Origin of the sequence: Plantibacter sp. CFBP 13570, from assembly GCF_014841395.1 — a bacterium.
Lineage (GTDB): Bacteria > Actinomycetota > Actinomycetes > Actinomycetales > Microbacteriaceae > Plantibacter > Plantibacter auratus.
In genome coordinates, this window is record NZ_JACYTW010000007.1 from 1 (window position 1) to 19,881 (window position 19,881).

The 19,881-nt window shown below is 68.9% G+C and carries 18 protein-coding genes; 11 read left to right on the forward strand and 7 right to left on the reverse strand.

From position 1 onward, the window contains the following. From IFT89_RS03995 to IFT89_RS04005, 3 genes are all read right to left on the reverse strand, one after another. Window positions 1-325, reverse strand: a 325-nt coding sequence (locus tag IFT89_RS03995; protein WP_307783421.1) for a biotin/lipoyl-containing protein, incomplete at its 3' end; no start/stop codon positions are given. Between the two features lie 61 nt (window positions 326-386). Continuing rightward, the gene (gene lpdA / locus IFT89_RS04000; protein WP_064293772.1) at window positions 387-1,760 is read right to left on the reverse strand and encodes a dihydrolipoyl dehydrogenase; all 1,374 of its coding nucleotides are present in this window, start codon (window positions 1,758-1,760) and stop codon (window positions 387-389) included. A 95-nt stretch (window positions 1,761-1,855) separates the two neighbouring features. Continuing rightward, window positions 1,856-3,358: a leucyl aminopeptidase gene (locus IFT89_RS04005; RefSeq protein ID WP_202938308.1), complete on the reverse strand. Its 1,503-nt coding sequence runs from the start codon at window positions 3,356-3,358 to the stop codon at window positions 1,856-1,858. Between the two features lie 120 nt (window positions 3,359-3,478). Here IFT89_RS04005 and IFT89_RS04010 point away from each other — a divergent pair, with 120 nt between their 5' ends. The 5 genes from IFT89_RS04010 to IFT89_RS04030 all read left to right on the forward strand — a co-directional run bounded on the left by IFT89_RS04010 (window position 3,479) and on the right by IFT89_RS04030 (window position 9,240). Continuing rightward, window positions 3,479-4,402, forward strand: a complete 924-nt coding sequence (locus IFT89_RS04010) for a proteasome assembly chaperone family protein (protein ID WP_079705876.1) — start codon at window positions 3,479-3,481, stop codon at window positions 4,400-4,402. A gap of 9 nt (window positions 4,403-4,411) precedes the next feature. Beyond that, window positions 4,412-5,719, forward strand: a complete 1,308-nt coding sequence (locus IFT89_RS04015) for an MFS transporter (protein ID WP_192017978.1) — start codon at window positions 4,412-4,414, stop codon at window positions 5,717-5,719. Between the two features lie 185 nt (window positions 5,720-5,904). Continuing rightward, window positions 5,905-7,227, forward strand: coding sequence for an RNA polymerase sigma factor (locus IFT89_RS04020; protein WP_202938309.1), 1,323 nt, complete (start codon window positions 5,905-5,907; stop codon window positions 7,225-7,227). Window positions 7,228-7,231: 4 nt separating this feature from the next. Beyond that, window positions 7,232-8,494 carry a MurT ligase domain-containing protein gene (locus IFT89_RS04025; RefSeq protein WP_194644579.1) on the forward strand — a complete coding sequence of 421 codons (1,263 nt, stop codon included), beginning with the start codon at window positions 7,232-7,234 and terminating at the stop codon, window positions 8,492-8,494. Further along, window positions 8,491-9,240, forward strand: coding sequence for a hypothetical protein (locus IFT89_RS04030; protein WP_202938310.1), 750 nt, complete (start codon window positions 8,491-8,493; stop codon window positions 9,238-9,240). The genes IFT89_RS04025 and IFT89_RS04030 overlap by 4 nt, the downstream gene beginning before the upstream one ends. A 91-nt stretch (window positions 9,241-9,331) precedes the next feature. Here the strand turns inward: IFT89_RS04030 and IFT89_RS04035 are convergent, their stop codons facing one another. Next, window positions 9,332-9,562 carry a DUF7455 domain-containing protein gene (locus IFT89_RS04035; RefSeq protein ID WP_056011197.1) on the reverse strand — a complete coding sequence of 77 codons (231 nt, stop codon included), beginning with the start codon at window positions 9,560-9,562 and terminating at the stop codon, window positions 9,332-9,334. Window positions 9,563-9,793: 231 nt separating this feature from the next. Between IFT89_RS04035 and IFT89_RS04040 the strand changes: the two genes are divergently transcribed. Further along, window positions 9,794-11,872, forward strand: coding sequence for a DNA gyrase/topoisomerase IV subunit B (locus tag IFT89_RS04040; RefSeq protein ID WP_229938850.1), 2,079 nt, complete (start codon window positions 9,794-9,796; stop codon window positions 11,870-11,872). A 92-nt stretch (window positions 11,873-11,964) separates the two neighbouring features. Here IFT89_RS04040 and IFT89_RS04045 read toward each other — a convergent pair whose 3' ends face one another. Further along, window positions 11,965-14,472 carry a DNA gyrase/topoisomerase IV subunit A gene (locus IFT89_RS04045; protein ID WP_137241712.1) on the reverse strand — a complete coding sequence of 836 codons (2,508 nt, stop codon included), beginning with the start codon at window positions 14,470-14,472 and terminating at the stop codon, window positions 11,965-11,967. A gap of 87 nt (window positions 14,473-14,559) precedes the next feature. Between IFT89_RS04045 and IFT89_RS04050 the strand changes: the two genes are divergently transcribed. Then, the gene (locus IFT89_RS04050; protein ID WP_244650586.1) at window positions 14,560-15,702 is read left to right on the forward strand and encodes an alkaline phosphatase family protein; all 1,143 of its coding nucleotides are present in this window, start codon (window positions 14,560-14,562) and stop codon (window positions 15,700-15,702) included. 20 nt (window positions 15,703-15,722) lie between these two features. Here IFT89_RS04050 and sepH read toward each other — a convergent pair whose 3' ends face one another. After that, window positions 15,723-16,838 (reverse strand): septation protein SepH, encoded by a 1,116-nt coding sequence (gene sepH / locus IFT89_RS04055; protein ID WP_137241711.1) that lies wholly within the window; start codon window positions 16,836-16,838, stop codon window positions 15,723-15,725. Window positions 16,839-17,037: 199 nt separating this feature from the next. On the opposite strand from sepH, the gene IFT89_RS04060 reads away from it, so the two are divergent. Beyond that, the gene (locus tag IFT89_RS04060; protein ID WP_056005937.1) at window positions 17,038-17,331 is read left to right on the forward strand and encodes a DUF4193 domain-containing protein; all 294 of its coding nucleotides are present in this window, start codon (window positions 17,038-17,040) and stop codon (window positions 17,329-17,331) included. Between the two features lie 87 nt (window positions 17,332-17,418). Here IFT89_RS04060 and IFT89_RS04065 read toward each other — a convergent pair whose 3' ends face one another. Then, window positions 17,419-17,865: a DUF3093 domain-containing protein gene (locus IFT89_RS04065; RefSeq protein WP_079705884.1), complete on the reverse strand. Its 447-nt coding sequence runs from the start codon at window positions 17,863-17,865 to the stop codon at window positions 17,419-17,421. Between the two features lie 38 nt (window positions 17,866-17,903). On the opposite strand from IFT89_RS04065, the gene dut reads away from it, so the two are divergent. The 3 genes from dut to IFT89_RS04080 are packed head-to-tail and all read left to right on the forward strand — an operon-like array spanning window position 17,904 to window position 19,825. After that, a complete protein-coding gene (gene dut / locus IFT89_RS04070) occupies window positions 17,904-18,413 on the forward strand; it encodes a dUTP diphosphatase (protein ID WP_137241710.1) in 510 nt (169 codons plus the stop codon). Further along, window positions 18,410-19,030 carry a DUF3710 domain-containing protein gene (locus tag IFT89_RS04075; protein WP_086473327.1) on the forward strand — a complete coding sequence of 207 codons (621 nt, stop codon included), beginning with the start codon at window positions 18,410-18,412 and terminating at the stop codon, window positions 19,028-19,030. Before dut ends, IFT89_RS04075 begins: the two co-directional genes overlap by 4 nt. A gap of 3 nt (window positions 19,031-19,033) precedes the next feature. Further along, window positions 19,034-19,825 carry a DUF3159 domain-containing protein gene (locus tag IFT89_RS04080; RefSeq protein WP_244650587.1) on the forward strand — a complete coding sequence of 264 codons (792 nt, stop codon included), beginning with the start codon at window positions 19,034-19,036 and terminating at the stop codon, window positions 19,823-19,825. Window positions 19,826-19,881 lie beyond the last annotated feature (56 nt).

Sequence of the window (19,881 nt, forward strand, 5' to 3'; positions counted from 1 at the left end):
CGGCCGCGGGAGCGGGCTCAGCCGGAGCGGGCTCGGCAGCAGCCGGTTCCGCGGCGGGCGCGGGCTCCTCGGCCGCAGCCGCACCCGAACCATCACCGATGGTCACGAGAGCGGTGCCGACCTCGACGGTCTCGTCCTCCTGGACGAGGATCGCTTCGATGACACCCGCGACGGGCGAAGGGATCTCGGTGTCGACCTTGTCGGTCGACACTTCGAGCAGCGGCTCGTCGACCTCCACGGTGTCGCCGACATTCTTCAGCCAGCGGGTGACCGTACCCTCGGTGACACTCTCGCCGAGTGCCGGGAGGCTGACGGATTCGCTCATGACCTTGTCTCCTTTGAAACCTGTTGTGTGTTCACTAGCTTATTGGGGTGTTCGGAATGCGTCACAGCGCGTGCAGGGGCTTGCCTGCGAGCGCGAGGAATGCTTCGCCGAGCGCCTCGTTCTGCGTGGGGTGCGCGTGGATCAGCGGCGCGATGTCCTCGGGGTAGGCCTCCCAGTTGACCGCGAGCTGGCCTTCGGCGATGAGCTCACCGACGCGGGCGCCGATCATGTGCACACCGATGACGGGGCCGTCGTTGACGCGGATGACCTTGACGTTGCCGCTCGTGCCGATGATCTCGCTCTTGCCGTTGCCGGCGAGGTTGAAGTCGTAGCTCGTGATGTTGTCGGCGCCGTACTGCTCGGCCGCCTTGGCCTCGCTGAGACCGACGGACGCGATCTCGGGGTCGCTGTAGGTGACCTTCGGGATGTTGACGTCCTCGATGATGACCGGCTTGAGACCGGCGATCTCCTCGGCCACGAAGATGCCCTGCTGGAAGCCGCGGTGCGCGAGCTGCAGGCCGGGGACGATGTCGCCAACGGCGTAGAGGCCGGGGATGTTCGTCTCGAGACGGTCGTTGGTGATGACGAAGCCGCGGTCGATGGTGACACCGACCTCCTCGAAGCCGAGTCCGGCGGTCGACGGGCCACGGCCGACGGCGACGAGCAGCAGCTCGGCGTCGATCGTCTTGCCGTCCTCGAGCGTGATGTGCACGCCCGAGTCGTCCTGGGTGACGCCCTGGAACCGCACGCCGAGCGAGTACTCGATGCCGCGCTTGCGGAACGCGCGCTCGAGGGCCTTGCTGATCGACTCGTCCTCGTTGGGGACGAGGTGGGGGAGTGCCTCGATGATCGTGACCTCGGTCCCGAACGACTTCCAGACGCTCGCGAACTCGACGCCGATCACACCGCCGCCGAGGACGGCGACCTTCTTCGGCACGAAGTCGAGCTGTAGCGCCTGCTCGCTCGTGATGACGCGGCCACCGATCTCGAGACCGGGGAGCGAGCGGCTGTAGGAGCCCGTCGCGAGGATCACGTTCTTGCCGGTGATGAGGTCGTCGCCGACCTGCACGCTCGTCGGGGAGACCAGACGGCCCTCACCCTCGATGGTGGTGATGCCGCGGGCCTTCACGAGGCCCTGGAGTCCCTTGTACTTCTTCGCGACGATGCCCTCGCGGTACTTCGTGACGCCCTCGATGTCGATGCCTTCGAAGGTGGACTTGACGCCGTACTTCTCCGACTCGCGCGATGCGTCCGCGACCTCGGCGGAGTGCAGCAGCGCCTTCGTCGGGATGCAACCGCGGTGGAGGCAGGTGCCGCCGACCTTGTCCTTCTCGATCATGCCGACGGTGAGGCCGAGCTGCGAAGCGCGCAACGCCGCAGCGTATCCGCCGCTTCCGCCTCCCAGGACTACCAGGTCAAAATTCTGCTCGGACACTCCGTTGCTCCTTGTGTGTGCTTCGTGGTCGATCGGAAACCGTCGTGGTGTGTTCGGCGGCGTCGAGGCGGGTCGAACCGCCCCCACCGACCTTACTACGGGTGGCTAATCTCCTCGGCCATTGCGAGGAGGGTGCGGACCGCGACGCCGGTCGGGCCCTTGGCGGTGAAGCCGTAGGGGGCGTCGCCGTTCATCGCACTCCCGGCGATGTCCAGGTGGGCCCACGGGATGCGGGTGGTGCCGCCCTCCTCGTCGGTACGCTCGGCGATGAACTCCTGGAGGAACGTGCCTGCGACGAGCATGCCGCCCGCGGTGGTCCCGGGCTTGGCGTTGGCGAGGTCGGCGACGTCGGAGTCGAGGACCTTGCGCAGCTCCGCGGGGAACGGCATCGGCCAGAACAGTTCGTCCACACCGGACCCGGTCGCGATGAGGTCGGTGACGAACGAAGCGTCGCCCATGACGCCCGTGTAGCGGTTGCCGAGCGCGACCACGGCGGCTCCCGTCAGGGTCGCCACGTCGATGATGGCGTCCGGGCCCTCCTCGCCTGCGGCGACGAGTCCGTCGGCGAGGACCAGCCGGCCCTCGGCGTCGGTGTTGGTGACCTCGACCGTGAGTCCGCCCCGGATGGTGAGGACGTCGTTCGGCCGGATCGCCGTGCCCGACGGGAGGTTCTCGGCGAGGCAGAGCCACGCGGTCAGCCGGGTGGGCACCCCGAGACGCGCGGCCGCGGCCAGGACGGCGAGCACGGTCGCCGCGCCGGTCATGTCGTACTTCATGCCGACCATCGAGACCGGCGGCTTCAGGGAGAGGCCGCCGCTGTCGAAGGTGATGCCCTTCCCGACGAGGGCCAGGTGGCTCCGGGCCGCCTCAGGGTGGTAGCTCAGCTTGACGAGTCGCGGAGGCCGAGAGGAACCCTGCCCGACACCGAGGATGCCGCCGAAGCCGTCCTCGGCCAAGCGGGTCTCGTCCCATTCCTCGACCTCGACGTCGAGGCCGTCGACCGCTGCTCGGGCCGCGTCGGCGAAGGTCGCCGGGTAGAGCTCGTTCGGCGGCGTGTTGACCAGGTCCTTCACGAGCGCGATGGCCTCGGCGACCGCGGTGGCGTGCTCCGCGAGCCCGGCATCCGGTGCGTCCACGGTCGACGGGACGACGACGGTGATCTGCCCGAGCGGTGTCGGTGCCGGCGCGGATCCGACACCGCGCGACGCGGTGTAACGGTAGGCGCCGATGGCCGCCCCCTCGAGGACGGCTTCGGCGGCGGCGGCCGTCTCCTCCGCCAACGCGAACGCGATCGAGGCCTGGCCGTCGATCGTCCTGGTCACTGCACCCGCGGCTCGTCGGAAGGCCGCGTCGTCCGCATCCGGACCGAGGCCGACCAGCACGAGACCGGACGCCGCGCCGAACCGGTCCGGGAGGCGTCGCACCTGGTCTTCGGATCCCGTGACACCGGAGGCGCGCAGCTCGTCCGCGAGCGGTGCGTAGACATCGGGCGCCAGGAGCTCCGGTCCGTCATCGCCCTTCCTCACCGCGAGGACGAGCAGCTCGGCCTCGACTCCCTCGGCGGCGGCGGACAACACGGAGAGCACGGGGATCGTCATGCCTACATCGTAGGCACGTGCCGTTCCGGTCCGAGGCGGGGCCGCCGGTGTTCGCTCTCGGCGGTACCGCCGACGCTCGGAGGGGAAGGGCGCTGCGACACCCCCGTTTAGAGTTGAACCATGCCTACGCCTGACGACCTCTACGAGGTGCACCCGGAGATCGACATCCCCGCCGGCCTCCACCTCGTCGCGGGGCTCACCGGGTTCTCCGACGCCGGCGGCGCGGTCGGGCAGTTGAACGCCTACCTCGACGACGTCCTCGACACGACGGTCATCGCCGAGTTCGACGCCGACGTCCTGCTCGACTACCGGGCCCGCCGGCCGATCATCTCGTTCGACCAGGACCACCTGACGGAGTACCGGCCACCTCGGCTGACCCTGTCGCTCGCCCACGACGAGCTCGGGTCGCCGTTCCTCCTGCTCACCGGTTTCGAGCCCGACTTCCTCTGGGACCGCTTCGTCGCGGCTGTGCTCGAGCTCGTCGACCGCTTCCGGGTCAGCGACACCACGTGGGTGCACGCCATCCCGATGCCGGTCCCGCACACCAGGCCGATCGGCGTCACCGTCAGCGGCAACCGGTTCGACCTCATCGAGTCGCTCTCGGTCTGGCGCCCCCGCACCCAGGTGCCGTCCAACGTGCTCCACCTCCTCGAGTACCGCCTCTACGAGCGCGGCGACAGCATCGCGGCGTTCGTGCTCCTCGTGCCGCATTACCTCGCCGACACGGAGTTCCCGGCCGCGGCGATCACGGCGATCGAGAGCCTCAGCGCGGCGACCGGCCTCATCTTCCCCACGGACCGCCTCCGCGAGGACAGCCGCGACTTCCTCGTCAAGATCGACGAGCAGGTCGGGACCAACCACGAGCTGGGCCAGCTGGTCACGACGCTCGAGGAGCGGTACGACGCCTACATGGCCGACAACTCGCCGAAATCGCCGCTCACCGACATCGACGGGGCGCTCCCGACGGCCGACGAGATCGCCGCGGAGCTCGAGAAGTTCCTCGCCAGCCGGCGCCACGGCGACGAGGACCGCTCGACCACCTAAGCTGGATCGGTGGGATCTCGACGCGTCTGGTGGGTGTTCGGCGTCGGGGTGTTCGCCTACCTCATCACCGTCATGCAGCGGTCCACGCTCGGCGTGGCGGCGGTCGACGCCACCGAGCGGTTCCAGATCGACGCCGCAGCGCTGTCGACCCTCGCCGTCGCACAGCTGATCGTGTACGCCGCGATGCAGGTCCCGGTCGGGGTGCTCATCGACCGCCTCGGACCTCGCGTTCTGATCATCGCTGGGCTGACGGTCGTCATGGCGGGCCAGGTCTGGCTGGGTCTCACGACCGAACTCGGCGGCGCGATCGTCGGGCGGATGCTGGTCGGCCTCGGCGACGCCGCGGTGTTCACTTCCGTGTTGCGGCTCGTGAACTCCTGGTTCCCGACCCGTCGGGTGCCGATCGTCTCGCAATGGGTCGGCAACATCGGGCAGATCGGACAGATCCTCTCGGCGGTGCCGTTCTCCTTCGTCCTGCACGCCTTCGGCTGGTCGCCGGCGTTCCTCAGTGCGGCCGGACTCGTCCTCCTGGCGCTCGTCGGGGTGGTGATCGTCGTCCGCGACCGGCCGTCCGGTTCCGACGAGGCGCCGCGCCCCGAGACGTGGGGCCACGTCGTCCGCGAGGTCGTCATCAGTCTGCGTCGGCCAGGGACGCGTCTCGGGTTCTGGTCGCACTTCGTCACCCAGTCCTCCGGTACGGTCCTCACGCTCCTCTGGGGCTTCCCGTTCATGGTCTACGCCCTCGGCTACCCGCAGCCCCTCGCCGCATCGTTGCTCATCGTCATCGTGGTCTCGGGCATGATCGCCGGACCCGTCCTCGGGGTGCTCACCGCCCGGTTCCCCTACCGGCGGAGCAACCTCGTGCTCGGGATCGTCACGGTCATGGGCGTCGCCTGGGCCGCACTCCTCCTCTGGCCGGGCGTCCCACCGATGTGGCTCGTGATCGTCCTGTTCGTCGTGGTCGGAGTCGGCGGCCCCGGTTCACTCATCGGGTTCGACTTCGCCCGCACCTTCAACCCCATCCGCGCGCTCGGCGGGGCGAACGGCATCGTGAACGTCGGAGGGTTCCTCGCCAGCTTCGTCATGATGTTCCTCATCGGTCTCATCATCGACGCGGTCAGCGGGGGATCCCGTGCCGACTACTCCATGGACAGCTTCCGGATCGCCTTCTCCGTGCAGTACCTGGTGGTCGGATTCGGGGTCGCGATGCTGCTCGTCGCCCGGTCCCGCACGCGGAGACGCTTCGCCGAGGACGAGGGCATCGCCGTCGGTCCGCTGTGGATCGCTGTCCGTGCCAGGCTCGGTCGCCGTCGCTGAGCGTTCGCTTCGTCCACCGATCCCACCCTTGACAAACGGCCTGTGGCTCTGAGGTCTTCCGCCGCGCGCTATAATGGAACACGGACCCGTTCACCTCTCGGAATGTCGGCGGCCCTTTTCGGGTTGCACTGCACCAAGACTTGACATGGGTCCTCGTAATGTCCGAAATCACGGACGATCCGGCGATGACTGTCCATGCCGGGTCCGAACAGGAAGGTGCAGCTATGGCCACCAAGACGGCTTGCGCAGACGAAGCAGCGCCAGCAGACGAGGCCACGGAGGCTCCCGCAGCGAAGGCTCGGACCACCAAGGCCACCACGACCCGAGCGAAGGCTGCTCCCAAGAAGGCCACCCGCGCCAAGGCGGGCACGAAGTCCAGCACGGAGCCCGATGAGGGCACGGACGACGAGGACGTCGTCGTCGAGGTCGTCGCCGACGACGCCGTGGTCGACGCGCCCGCAGGCGACGCCACCGAGGCGGTCGAGGAGGAGGACGACAAGTCCGTGCCGGAGATCACCCTCCCCACCGACGCACTCGTGCTCTCCAACAGCGACGACGACGAGATCCCGGTGTACTCGGCCGCGATCACCGGCGCCACCGCCGACCCGGTCAAGGACTACCTCAAGCAGATCGGTAAGGTCGCGCTCCTCAACGCGGCCGAAGAGGTCGAACTCGCGATGCGCATCGAGGCGGGCCTCTTCGCCGAGGACAAGCTCGCCCAGCTCTCCGACCTCGAGAAGCGCTCGCGGGTCGGCCGTGAGCTCCAGTGGGTCGCGAAGGACGGCGCCCGTGCCAAGAGCCACCTCCTCGGGGCGAACCTCCGACTCGTCGTGAGCCTCGCCAAGCGGTACACGGGCCGCGGCATGCAGTTCCTCGACCTCATCCAGGAGGGCAACCTGGGCCTCATCCGTGCGGTCGAGAAGTTCGACTACACCAAGGGCTTCAAGTTCTCCACCTACGCGACCTGGTGGATCCGTCAGGCCATCACGCGCGCCATGGCCGATCAGGCGCGCACCATCCGCATCCCGGTGCACATGGTCGAGGTCATCAACAAGCTCGCCCGCGTCCAGCGGCAGATGCTCCAGGACCTGGGCCGCGAGCCCACGCCCGAGGAGCTCAGCCGCGAACTCGACATGACGCCTGAGAAGGTCATCGAGGTCCAGAAGTACGGCCGCGAGCCCATCTCGCTGCACACGCCCCTCGGCGAAGACGGCGACAGCGAGTTCGGCGACCTCATCGAGGACACCGAGGCGGTCGTGCCGGCCGACGCCGTCAGCTTCACGATGCTGCAGAAGCAGCTGGAGTCGCTCCTCGACTCGCTCTCCGAGCGGGAAGCGGGCGTCATCCGGATGCGCTTCGGCCTCGGCGACGGCATGCCGAAGACGCTCGACCAGATCGGCGACACCTTCGGGGTCACCCGTGAGCGCATCCGGCAGATCGAGTCGAAGACCATGGCGAAGCTGCGTCACCCGAGCCGATCCCAGTCGCTCCGCGACTACCTCGAGTAGGAGCATGCGCTACGCCCCGGCCATCCTCGCCGGTCGTGCCGTCCGATTCCTCGCCAGGCTGCGCAAGCCGGGCGGGGGATCGGCCGTTCCCGGCCTCGTGGTCAACCGCATCGCGCCCGGGTTCCTCCCCGACACGTTGAACGCCTTCCCGCGTGGTCTCGTGATCGTGAGCGGCTCGAGCGGGAAGTCGACGACGACCAAGATGCTCGTCGGCATCCTGCGTGCCCACGGCGTGTCGGTCTTCACGAACCCGTCCACGGCGAACATCTCCCAGGGCCTCACCTCGGCTCTCCTCGAACGAGCCGACCTCCGCGGCCGGATCGACGCCGAGCTCGGGGTGCTCGAGATGGATGAAGGACACGGCGCGCTCATCGCGCCGCGACTCGCGCCCGCCCACGTCATCCTGACCAACGTGTCCGTCGACCAGATCGACCGCTTCCACGACGCTGCCATGGTGGCGCGCATGCTCGACGCGATCGCTGCCCGATCGAGCACGTCGCTCGTCCTGAACGGCGATGACGCGCTCGTCGACGCCGTCGCGCCAGGCAGCGACGCGACGCGGTGGCGGTACGGCGTCTCGACGGCCGTGCTCGGCGCCAGCGCACGCGGCCTCGGGTACAGCGCGACCTCGTCCGATCGGGTCGATCCCGGGTCCGGAACCGTCGTCGAGGCCCTCGACGGCGACCTGGTGTCCATCACCCACCGCGGCGAGACCGTCCGGTTCCGTCTGCCGGCTCGCGGCGTGCACTACGCCGTGGATGCGGCTGCAGCCCTCTCCGGCGCCGCCGCGATCCTCGGCCCCGAGTTCCAGCTCACCACCGCGGCTGAGTCGTTCCGCGCGCTCACGCCGGTGTTCGGCCGCGGTGAGGTGACGACCGTCCGCGGTGTCGAGGTCGAGTTCGTCCTCGTCCAGAACCCCGCGAGCTTCCAGCTCAACGTCGACAGCCTCGCGGCCGACACGGAGCAGATCCTGGTCGCCGTCGGGAGCGACGTCCGCGATCCCTCGTACCTCTGGCCGGTCGACACGTCCAGGCTCGGTCGTGTGGCGCTCGTGTCGGGGTCCAAGGCCTGGGAGGCCGCGCTGCAGCTGGGCTACGACGGCGTCGAGATCGACCGGATCGAACCGGACCTCGGCACGGCGTTGGACGCGTTCCTCGCACTCCCTGCGCCCGCGCACGGTCGGAAGACCGTGATCTTCACCGCTGACTCGATGCGCCGTACCCGCGCGCACCTCGGCCTCGCCTCGAACGATCAGGACGACGCATGACGACCGAGCCGACGATCACCATCGCCGTCCTCCTGCCCGCGAGCTGCAATGTGAACGGCGACGCCGAGAACGGCGCGGTCCTCGCTCGCCGGGCACGCGCGCGTGGCCTCGCCGTCGAGCTCGTCCCGGTGGAATCGGTCGCCGAGCTCCCGAGCACGGTCCACGCCGTCGTCCTCGGGTCGTGCGACGACCCGTCGGCGCCACAGGTGCTCGAGGCGCTCCGGCCGTTCCGCGACGCGTTCATCGCCTGGGTGGAGGCCGGCGTGCCAGTCCTCGCGGTCGCCAACGGGTGGAAGCTCCTCACGCGCCGGCTCGAGCTGGTGCCGGGGAACTGGGTCGAGGGCCTCGCCATCATCGAGGGCGACGCCCCGTTGCGGCGCACGCGGGCGAGTGACGACCTCGTCGTCGTGCCGAGCGGCGGCCTCGAGCTCGACGCCCCGGTACTCGTCGGGTACGAGAACCACGGGCGGGACTTCCGAGCCGGGACGGGCGTCGAGTCGATCGGCACCGTGCAGCACGGACGAGGCAACGGCGACGGCACGGAGGGTGCGCTGGTCGGACCGTTCGTCGGAACCCACCTGCACGGTCCGGTCCTCGCCAAGAACCCGGAACTGGCCGATCGGCTGCTCCGTCTGGCGATCACGGTCGCCGGGGGCACCTCGATGCTCGACGAATCACCGGAACTCCACGCACTCGACGAGATCGCCGCCAACGCCAGAGCGCAGATCGTCTCGGCGCTCGCCTGAGTACGCGCGTTCTCGACTCCGCGCTTCCTCGATGACATGACGAAGGGCCCCGGATCTCGGATCCGGGGCCCTTCGTCGTGATGCCGGTGGACTAGGCGCGCTGCTCGGTGAAGAGTCGCGCGGACTCGTCGTGCCAGTCGGTCGCGACCTGCGTCAGCTTCTCCTGGTACTTCTTGCCGTGGTGCGCGCAGAACAGCAGCTCACCGCTGTTCATCTGCACGCGGATGTAGGCCTGTGCTCCGCACAGATCGCAACGATCGGCGGCAGTCAGTTGCTGGGCGTCGAGGTCACTCGGCGTGCTCTCGGTAGCAGTCTGTGACATGTGCTCCTCCTGACTCGGGCGGCTACGAAACTCGTAGTACTCATGAAAGCACGCGATTGTCACAACGGGGTCCCATTCCGTGTTCTTTTCGCTGTGCGCGTAGATGATTCGGATCAACCGCGCAGCCGGATGGGTCGACGGCCCGCGACAACGCGCCGTCGAGCGGGTCCGGACGATCGCACGCCGAGTGTCTCCCTCGGCGTGTCGGCGGCGACGACTACGCTGGGAAGCGTGAGCAGCGACTACTCCGCCAGGCATCTCTCCGTCCTCGAAGGCCTCGAGGCGGTGCGCAAGCGACCGGGCATGTACATCGGTTCCACCGACTCGCGCGGCCTCATGCACTGCCTCTGGGAGATCATCGACAACTCCGTCGACGAGGCCCTCGGCGGGTACGGCGATCAGATCGAGATCGTCCTCCACGCCGATCAGAGCGTCGAGGTGCGCGACCACGCGCGTGGCATCCCGGTGGACATCGAGCCGAAGACCGGCCTCTCCGGTGTCGAGGTCGTCTTCACCAAGCTCCACGCCGGCGGGAAGTTCGGCGGCGGCTCGTACGCCGCGTCCGGCGGGCTGCACGGCGTCGGCGCATCCGTCGTCAACGCCCTGTCCGAGCGACTCGACGTCGAGGTCGATCGCGGCGGCAAGACCTACGCCATGTCCTTCCACCGCGGTGAGCCGGGGATCTTCGCCGACACGGGGGAGCCGACCCCGGACGCACCCTTCACGCCGTTCGAGAAGCAGAGCGAGCTCCGCGTCATCGGCAAGACGAAGCGCGGCGTGACCGGCACCCGAATCCGCTACTGGGCCGACCGCCAGATCTTCACGAAGGGCGCCCAGTTCCAGGCCGAGGAGCTCCTCGGCCGCGCGCGCCAGACCGCTTTCCTCATCAAGGGGCTCGGCATCCACATCCGCGACGAGACCGTCGAGGAGCCGACCGAGGCGATGTTCCGCTACGAGGGCGGCATCTCCGAGTTCGTCGACTATCTCGCGGGCGACACCGCACTCACCGACACCTGGCGCCTCACCGGCAGCGGCACGTTCACCGAGACCGTCCCGGTGCTGTCGCCGTCGGGCACCATGGTCGCCACCGAGGTGGAGCGCGAGGCAGAGGTCGACATCGCGCTGCGGTGGGGTACCGGGTACGAGACGGTCATGCGCAGCTTCGTCAACATCATCGCCACGCCGAAGGGCGGCACGCACCAACTCGGATTCGATCAGGGCCTCCTGAAGTTCCTCCGCGCCCAGGTCGAGCAGAACGCCCGTCGACTCAAGGTCGGCACGGACAAGCTCGAGAAGGACGACGTCCTCGCCGGCCTCACAGCGGTGCTGACGGTGCGCCTCGCGGAGCCGCAGTTCGAGGGCCAGACGAAGGAGATCCTCGGCACGCCGGCCGTCCGCGCCATCGTCGCCAACGTCGTCACGAAGGAGCTCAAGGAGCGGTTCGCCTCGACCAAGCGCGACGACAAGGCGCAGACCGCGCTCGTGCTCGAGAAGATCGTGTCGGAGATGAAGTCCCGGATCTCCGCGCGGACCCACAAGGAGACGCAACGCCGCAAGAACGCGCTCGAGAACTCGTCGCTCCCGGCCAAGCTGGTCGACTGCCGCTCGGGCAACCTCGAGTCCAGCGAACTCTTCATCGTCGAGGGCGACTCGGCACTGGGCACGGCGAAGCTCGCCCGAGACAGCTCCTACCAGGCGCTGCTCCCGATCCGAGGCAAGATCCTCAACGTGCAGAAGGCCTCCGTCTCCGACATGCTGTCGAACGCGGAGTGCGCGTCCATCATCCAGGTCATCGGCGCGGGCTCCGGACGATCGTTCGATCTCGACGCCGCCCGCTACGGCAAGATCATCCTCATGAGCGACGCCGACGTCGACGGCGCCCACATCCGGACGCTCCTGCTCACGCTCTTCTTCCGGTACATGCGGCCGCTGATCGAAGCGGGTCGCGTGTTCGCCGCGGTACCGCCGCTCCACCGCGTCATCGTCATCAACCCCGGCTCCAAGCCGAACGAGACGATTTACACCTACTCCGAAGCCGAACTGCACGCGGTGCTCAGCGACCTCAAGCGCACCGGCAAGAAGCACCAGGAACCGATCCAGCGCTACAAGGGCCTGGGGGAGATGGACGCCGACCAGCTGGCCACGACCACCATGGACCGCCGTCACCGGACGCTGCGCCGTGTCCGAGTGGAGGATGCGGAGTCGGCCGGACGGATCTTCGAACTCCTCATGGGCAACGACGTCGCCCCCCGCAAGGAGTTCATCGTCGACAGCTCCGACCGGCTGTCACGGGAGAGCATCGACGTCTGATCGTCGGTCGTCCACCGAGAAGCAGGACCGACGACGAAGGCCCGGATCGAGCAGTGCGCTCGATCCGGGCCTTCGTCAGTGTGCAGCTCCGATCAGGACGATTCGTCGCTCGCTGCCGCCTCGTCCGTCACCGGTGCTGCCGGTGCGGTGATCGCGCCGCCGATGAACCCGACGGGGGCGTCGAGCGGCACCCCTGAGGCATCCCGCTTCGCGCCGACCTCCGGGAGCGTCCGCGGTGTCCCGTCCGTCCCGACGGCGTGCGCCGGAGCGGCGCCGACCCACGCGACGGCCAGCTGGTCCTCGCCCTTCAGGAAGCGCTGCGACCGGACACCGCCGGTCGCACGACCCTTGGCGGGGAACTCGGAGAACTCCGAGACCTTCGCGCTCCCGGTGTCCGTTCCGGCGAGCGTCAGCGAATTGGTCGCGACGGTCACGACGACGACGTCGTCGGTGGGCAGGACAGCAGTGAACGAGATGACCTTCGCACCGGCCGCCAGGTTGATGCCGGCCATGCCACCCGCTGCCCGCCCCTGCGGACGGACGGACGTCGCGGCGAAACGGAGCAGTTGTGCATCGGAGGCGACGAAGACGAGTTCCGCGTCGTCGCCGACCTGGGTGGCCCCGACGACGTGGTCGCGCGGCTTGAGCGTGATGACCTCGAAGTCCGGCTTGTTCGGCAGGTCGCCGGGGATGACCCGCTTGACGACGCCGGTCTCGGTTCCCAGCACGATCGGCTGCTCCGAGGTCAGCGAGACGATCGCCAGCACGCGCTCGTCACGGTTCGGGAGCGACAGGTATTCGCCCATCCGGACGCCGGCCGCGAGCTGGATGGAGGCCGCCGGCACCGCGGGAAGGTCGAGCGGGGTGAACCGGATGACACGACCGAGGCTCGTGACCGCACCGAGTTCGGTGCGGCTCGTGGTCTCGACGACGCTCAGGATCGCATCGTGCTTGCTCCGCCGACCGGGTCGTGGTGCGGGTGCGTCCTGCTCGAGGTCGACGCGGAGCGCCCGTCCGGTCGCGCTGAGGTAGACGCGGCACGGGGTGTCGGCGAGCTCGAGCACCGGGGCGCTCTTCCCTCGGCCGGTCGTCGCGACGCTCGGCTTGGCATTCGTCAGCATGGTCCGGCGCGGCGTGCCGAACTGCTCGGCCGCAGCGGCGAGCTCTGCGGAGACCGCGGCCCGGATGAGTCGTTGGCTCCCGAGCAACCGCTCGAGTTCGGCGATCTCGGCCAGCAGCTTGTCGCGCTCGGCCTCGAGCTCGATCCGCGAGAACTTGGTGAGTCGTCGGAGACGGAGTTCGAGGATGTACTCGGCCTGCAGCTGCGAGAGGTCGAAGACCTCGATGAGCCTCGCGCGGGCCTGTTCGGAGTCGTCGCTCGCGCGGATGACCTGGATGACCTCGTCGATGTCAAGGATGGCGATGAGGAGCCCCTCCACGAGGTGGAGGCGTTCCTTGCGTCTCGCCAACCGGAACCGGCTCCGGCGGGTGACCACGCTGATGCGGTGGTCGACGTACACCTGCAGCAGTTCCCGGAGGCCGAGCGTCTGCGGGCCGCCGTCGACGAGCGCGACGTTGTTGATGCTGAAGGAGTCCTCGAGCGGCGTGTAGCGGTAGAGCTGCTCCAGAACGGCCTCGGGGGAGAAGCCGGTCTTGATCCCGATCACGAGGCGGAGCCCGTGGATGCGGTCCGTCAGGTCGGTGACGTCGGAGATGCCGTTGAGCTTCTTGGAGCTGACACCGTCCTTGATCTTCTCGATGATCTTCTCCGGACCGACCAGGTAGGGCAGTTCGGTGATGACCAGACCGGTCTTCCGCGCGGTGACCGGCTCGACGGAGACCTTCGCGCGGGTCTTGAATGAGCCGCGCCCGGTGGCGTAGGCGTCCTTGATGCCGTCCAGACCGACGATCGTGCCGCCCGAGGGGAGGTCGGGACCCGGCACGAACTCCATCAGGTCCTCGAGGGTGGCCTGGGGGTGCGCGATGAGGTGCCGTGCCGCACCGATCACCTCGACGAGGTTGTGCGGCGCCATGTTGGTGGCCATGCCGACCGCGATGCCGCTGGCACCGTTCACGAGGAGGTTCGGGAACGCGGCCGGGAGGACCTCGGGCTGCATGAACTGGTTGTCGTAGTTCGGGACGAAGTCGACGACGTCCTCGTCGAGGTCGGCCGTCAGGGCGAGTGCAGCGGCGTCGAGCCGGGCCTCCGTGTACCGCGGCGCGGCGGGCCCGTCGTCGAGGGAACCGAAGTTCCCATGCCCGTCGATGAGCGGGACGCGGAGCGTGAAGGGCTGTGCGAGGCGGACGAGTGCGTCGTAGATCGCCGTGTCGCCGTGCGGGTGCAGCTTCCCCATCACTTCGCCGACGACGCGGGCCGACTTCACGTGGCCACGATCCGGGCGCAGGCCCATCTCGGTCATCTGGTAGAGGATGCGGCGCTGGACCGGCTTCAGGCCGTCGCGCGCGTCGGGGAGGGCGCGGGCGTAGATGACCGAATAGGCGTACTCCAGGAAGGAGGTCTGCATCTCCGACGAGACATCGATGTCCTCGATGCGCTCGCCACTGGTCTCCGTCGGCGGGGTCTGCTGTTGGCGGGTCATTCCGTGTCTCTGCTGAGGGGAGTCGAGCCGGTGCTCGGCGAGGATGGCGGGGCGTGGTCGTCAGCGCGGTGTGCGAGACTGAGCCCGATGACCACCATGCTACCGACGGTCGATCCGGAGTCACGCAGCCTTGCCGGTGTCCTCCCGGATTGCCTCGCATCCCTGACGGTGGGCGGTGGATCGCTGCCCCGGGCCGACCATGCCGTCGTCGTCCTCGTCGACGGCCTCGGCGCCGCGAACCTCCGTGGAGCAGCCGCCCACGCTCGGTTCCTCGCGCCGCGCCTCGGTCCGCGCTCCACCACGACGTCGGCGTTCCCGTCGACGACCGCGGCCGGGATCGCGACGCTGACCACCGGCTCGTTGCCGGGCCGGCACGGCCTCGTCAGCTACCGAGCACGGGACGTGACGGGGGACCGGGTCGTGAACCAACTCAGCGGCTGGGACGCCGGCATGGTGCCCGAGACCTGGCAGCGCCTCCCGACCGTGTTCGAGCGAGCGAGAGCCGAGGGCGTCACCACGACGGTGATCGGTCAGGAGCGATACCGCAATTCGGGCTTCACCCGAGCCGTGCTCCGAGGGGCGGACTACCGGGCCGGACGCTCGATGGCGGACCGCCTCGACGCGGCCCGAGAGATCGCGTCCACGACCGCCGGCCCCACACTCAGCTACGTGTACGTCCCCGAGCTCGATCAGGCGGCGCACGAGTACGGGTGGGAGTCGGGCCGCTGGACGGCGCTCCTCGAGGAGCTCGACGGCGATCTCAAGCGGTGGTCGTCACGTTTGCCCGCGTCGACCGGCGCGCTCATCACCGCCGACCACGGGGTGATCGACGTTGCACAGCACCAGCACGTGCTCTTCGACCAGGTCCCCGAGCTGGTCGCCGGTGTCCGCCACATCGGCGGCGAGCCGCGATGCCTTCACCTCTATCTCGACACCGATGCAGGCCCAGCGGATCGGGAGCGCCTGGCTGAGGCCTGGCGAGCCGAAGAGGGAGGCCGCGCCTGGATCGCGACACGCGAGCAGGCAATCGACCACGGCTGGTACGGCGAGGTCGACCCTGAGGTGCTGCCACGGATCGGCGACGTCATCGTCGCCGCCCGGAAGCGCATCGCCTACTACGATTCACGTCCCGCCGATCAGAGCGCGAGGGGCATGATCGGACAGCACGGATCGCTCACCGACGACGAACGCCGGATACCGCTCCTCGGCCTCGGTCGTTACGAGCCCTGAAGCCCTGAAGCCCTGACCGATCAGACCGGGTCGTCGTCGGACTTCGCACCGAACACGATCTCGTCCCAGGACGGCATCGACGCCCGGCCGCGGCGCGCCTTGGCCCCGGACGGCGTGCCGCCATCGGAGGACTCGGAATCGCCCGCGCGTCGTTGCTGCGCCGCCTCGAACTCACCGGTGTCGAACACCGCCAGCGGCGTCTGCTGATCCGGGACGGCGTGCGGCGCACTGGGGCGCTCGGCAGGTTCGGGTTCGCTGGGAGCGGCCTCCCGCTCGCCACGGCGCTTGCGGAGCGCCTCCAACAGGTCCGCGGTCTGGTTGTGCTGCTCGGGGCTCGACGCCTCACGGTTGATCGCGGCCTGCGTCGCAGCCTTCGAGGACGGTGCACGGCCGAAGCCCGTGTCGGCCGCGAACGGCAACGGCTCGATCGGACGCGTCTCGGCGGGACGGTCGGTCTCGGTCTGCGGCGTCGACACGCGGTCCAGGGAGAACGCGCCGCTGTCGAAGCGTGAGGTGTCGGGGGAGTCGTCGGTGTCGACCGCACGCAAGCGGGGGATCAGCGCGGCCGGCAGGTCGCCCTGACGCGAGAGGGTCGTGGCCTCACTGCCGATGGGCGTGAGGGCGAGCTTCTTCGGCTCGAACGCCCAGCGGGCGTCGTGGTCGACCTGGTCGGCCGTGAAGGACAGCTTGACGATCCAGCCGCCCTCGGGTTCCTTCCAGCTCGTCCACCGTTCGTCGGTCGCGCCGAGCTTCTCGAGTCGAGCCCGGATGACGTTCCCGAAGGTGGCCTCGATGTCGTCGGCCGACGTGTCGGTCGTCGGCAGGACGGCGACGCCGAGGGCGGTGCCGACGATGTGCTCGCGCTCCGCCATCACCGGACCCTCGAACCGCTGCACGTACTCCAGTGAGGCACCGGTGACCGCTGCGACGTCCTCGGCGGAAAGCCCGCTGCGGATGTGCGCCTGCACTTCCCTCGGAGAGATCTTGGTGTTCCCACCGATCGGCGCACCGGCCGGCTTCGCCCGCCGCAGGTGGACGTGGAACGAATCGTCGACGATGAGGCGGTATTCCTCCTCGTTCCGATCTGCAACGATCAGAGCGCCGAGCTCCGCTCCGACTACCTTCAATTCCTGCATGATGAATGCCTCTCAGCGTGCCACGTGATTGACCCACGTTCTCACGGATCACGGGCGTATTCGGGGAATACGCCGGGCGTGCCGTCAGTTGCACGGGAAGGTTCCGCACACCCTCCCGAACACGGTTTGCAATTCATGCGGAACTGATGCAAACTGTGCCCGCCGATTTTGTTCCGACGGCATCGAGAAGTGGATAGGCATGGCAACTGATTACGACGCTCCCCGCAAGACCGACGACGATTCCGAGTCGATCGAGGCCCTGAAGGAGCGCGTTCCAGACAAGCTGTCCGGAGTCGTCGACTCCGAAGACGCTGACAACCCGGGTGACTACAACCTGGGTGGATCCGACCTCTCCGACCTCGACCTCGACGTCGTCGTGCTCCCGCCCCAGGCGGACGAGTTCACCTGCATGGAGTGCTTCCTCGTGAAGCACCGCTCGCAGCTCGACCACGAGGGTAAGTTCGGCCCGATCTGCGCGGAGTGCGCAGCCTGACAGCACCGCCGCGCGAGCGGCACACAGAACCCCTCCGGATCACGATCCGGAGGGGTTCTGTCGTTGCGGCTTCGAGCGGTGGCCGCCTCAGGCGTGCGTGCGTGCCGCGGCGATCGCATCCGCCAGGGCCTGCGGCCGACGGGACGACAGCAGCCAGTACGGCGTCGGGTCGGCGGGGTCGACGATCTCCACCTTCACGAGGCTGTGCACCCACCCGCGGATCATGAGCCAGGCGCGTGCATCGAGCTTGGTGCGGAGCTGAGCGGTCGCGTCGGTCCCGGTGTACACCACGACCTCACCGATGAACCCGAGCGGGATCGACGCCTTCCCGACCGACAGGCTCGACTCGGAGACCTGGATCCTCGGCGCCGTCCCGAACGCCAGCGCAAGGCACCCGCCGTACAGCACCACCGCCCCGACGATCCCCGCCGCGAGCGAAACGGGCGCGAGGACGAGCATGGTCGCCGGCACCACGAGGGCGAGGGCGATGATGACCCAGGGGCTGGGCCAGAGGGTTTCACGGTACGGCTGCATGTCTGCCTTGTCTCAGAGAACTGCACTACCCTCGATTCGTGACCGAAAGCGTTGACGTACTCATTATCGCGCCGGATCTGCCCGGCTATGCACACCCCGGCGATGCGGGTGCGGATCTCGTGTCCGCCGAGCACGTCGTGCTCGAACCGGGTGAGCGCGCCCTCGTCGGCACCGGCGTCTCGATCGCCCTGCCCGACGGCCATGCCGCGTTCGTCGTCCCACGAAGCGGTCTCGCGGCGAAACACGGCATCACCGTCGTCAACTCGCCGGGCACGGTCGACGCCGGGTATCGCGGCGAGATCAAGGTCACGCTCCTCAACACCGACCGTCACGCCTCCTTCACCGTCGAGCCGGGCGACCGCATCGCCCAGCTCATCGTGATGCCGGTGTCCCGCGCCAACTTCATCCCGGTGGAGCGATTGCCAGGCAGTGCACGAGGAGCCGGAGGCTTCGGTTCGACCGGCGTCGGCTCGCTCTCCACGACACCGGCCGCCACCGACCCAACCATCAGCACCGACGGTGCCGCGCAGACAGGAACCCTCGCATGAGCGAACTCGAAGACCTCCCAGACCTCGACCTCGACGCGGAGCTGCCCGACGACGCGAAGTCCGCACCTGAGGACCGTGAGACCGCCGGCCCGTTCGACGAGAGCGAGGCGAACCCCGTCCGTCCCTACATCGACCTCGGTGGCGTCAAGGTGCTGCCTCGGGAAGGGCTGAACCTCCGCCTCGAGGTGGAGGAGGCGACGAAGCGCGTCGTCGCGGTCGGCCTCGACTACGCCGGTTCCACCCTGCAGGTCCAGCCGTTCGCCGCCCCGCGGTCGACCGGTCTGTGGAACGAGACCCGCTCGCAGATCGCCGAGCAGATCGCCCAGCAGGGTGGCACCGTGACCGAGCGCGAGGGCGAGTTCGGCCCGGAGCTCGTCGCCGAGGTGCCGACCGGTGGCGCCGCAGGCACCGATGCGACCCACCTGGCACGCTTCATCGGCGTCGACGGTCCGCGCTGGTTCCTCCGTGGCGTCGTCGCGGGGGAGGGTGCGTCGAAGCCGGACGCCGCCGCGCTCGTGGACGACCTCTTCCGCAGCCTCGTCGTCGTCCGGGGCAACTCGCCCATGCCGCCACGCGACCTCATCCCGCTGCGTATGCCGACGGCCACGAGCGCGTAGTCGATGACGGACGCACGAGAACCGGAGCCCCGCGGAGTCGACCCGGTCGAGCGCCGTGACGCGTCGGGTTCCCCTGATGCCACGGGTGATGCGGATCGGCAGCGGCTCGGTGAATCGATGTCCGCGGCGTTCGGTGCCGCCGCACGCAAGTCCGGTCTGGGCGCGATAGCCGAGGGCGACGCCCCCACCGGCAAGGCACTGCTGCTCGCCATGGGCGGCGTGCGCGGCATCGTCGAGGCGATCCTGCCCGGACTCCTGTTCCTCGTCGTCTACACGCTGACCCTCGACCTGCTCCCGTCGATCATCGCTCCGGTCGCCCTCGGGGTCCTCTTCTCCGTGGCACGCCTCGTGCAACGGCAGCCGGTCACGCAGGCCGTCGGCGGCCTCCTCGGCATCGCACTCTCAGCGGCTCTGGCTCTGCTGTCCGGGCGCGCTGAGGACTTCTACGTCGTCGGGTTCTGGACCAACGGCGCCTATGCCGTGGCCCTCCTCGTCTCGGTGCTCGTCGGATGGCCCGTCGTCGGACTCGTGGCCGGCTACCTCATGGGCAGCGGCACGAGCTGGCGCTCCCACCCCGGACAACGACGCGCCATGCGGTGGCTGACGCTGGTGTGGGTTGCCATGTTCGCCGCACGACTCCTCGTGCAGCTGCCCCTCTACTTCAGTGGGAACGTCGAACTCCTCGGCACACTCCGGCTCCTCATGGGCATCCCGCTCTACGCGCCACTGCTCGTCCTCAGCTGGCTCGTCGTCCGCGCCGTGTTCCCGAAGGCGCCGCAGGCATCCACCGAGTGATCCGCCGAGAGCCCGGCCCGACGCGTCAGCGTGTCTCGGGCCGGGCTCTCGTCATG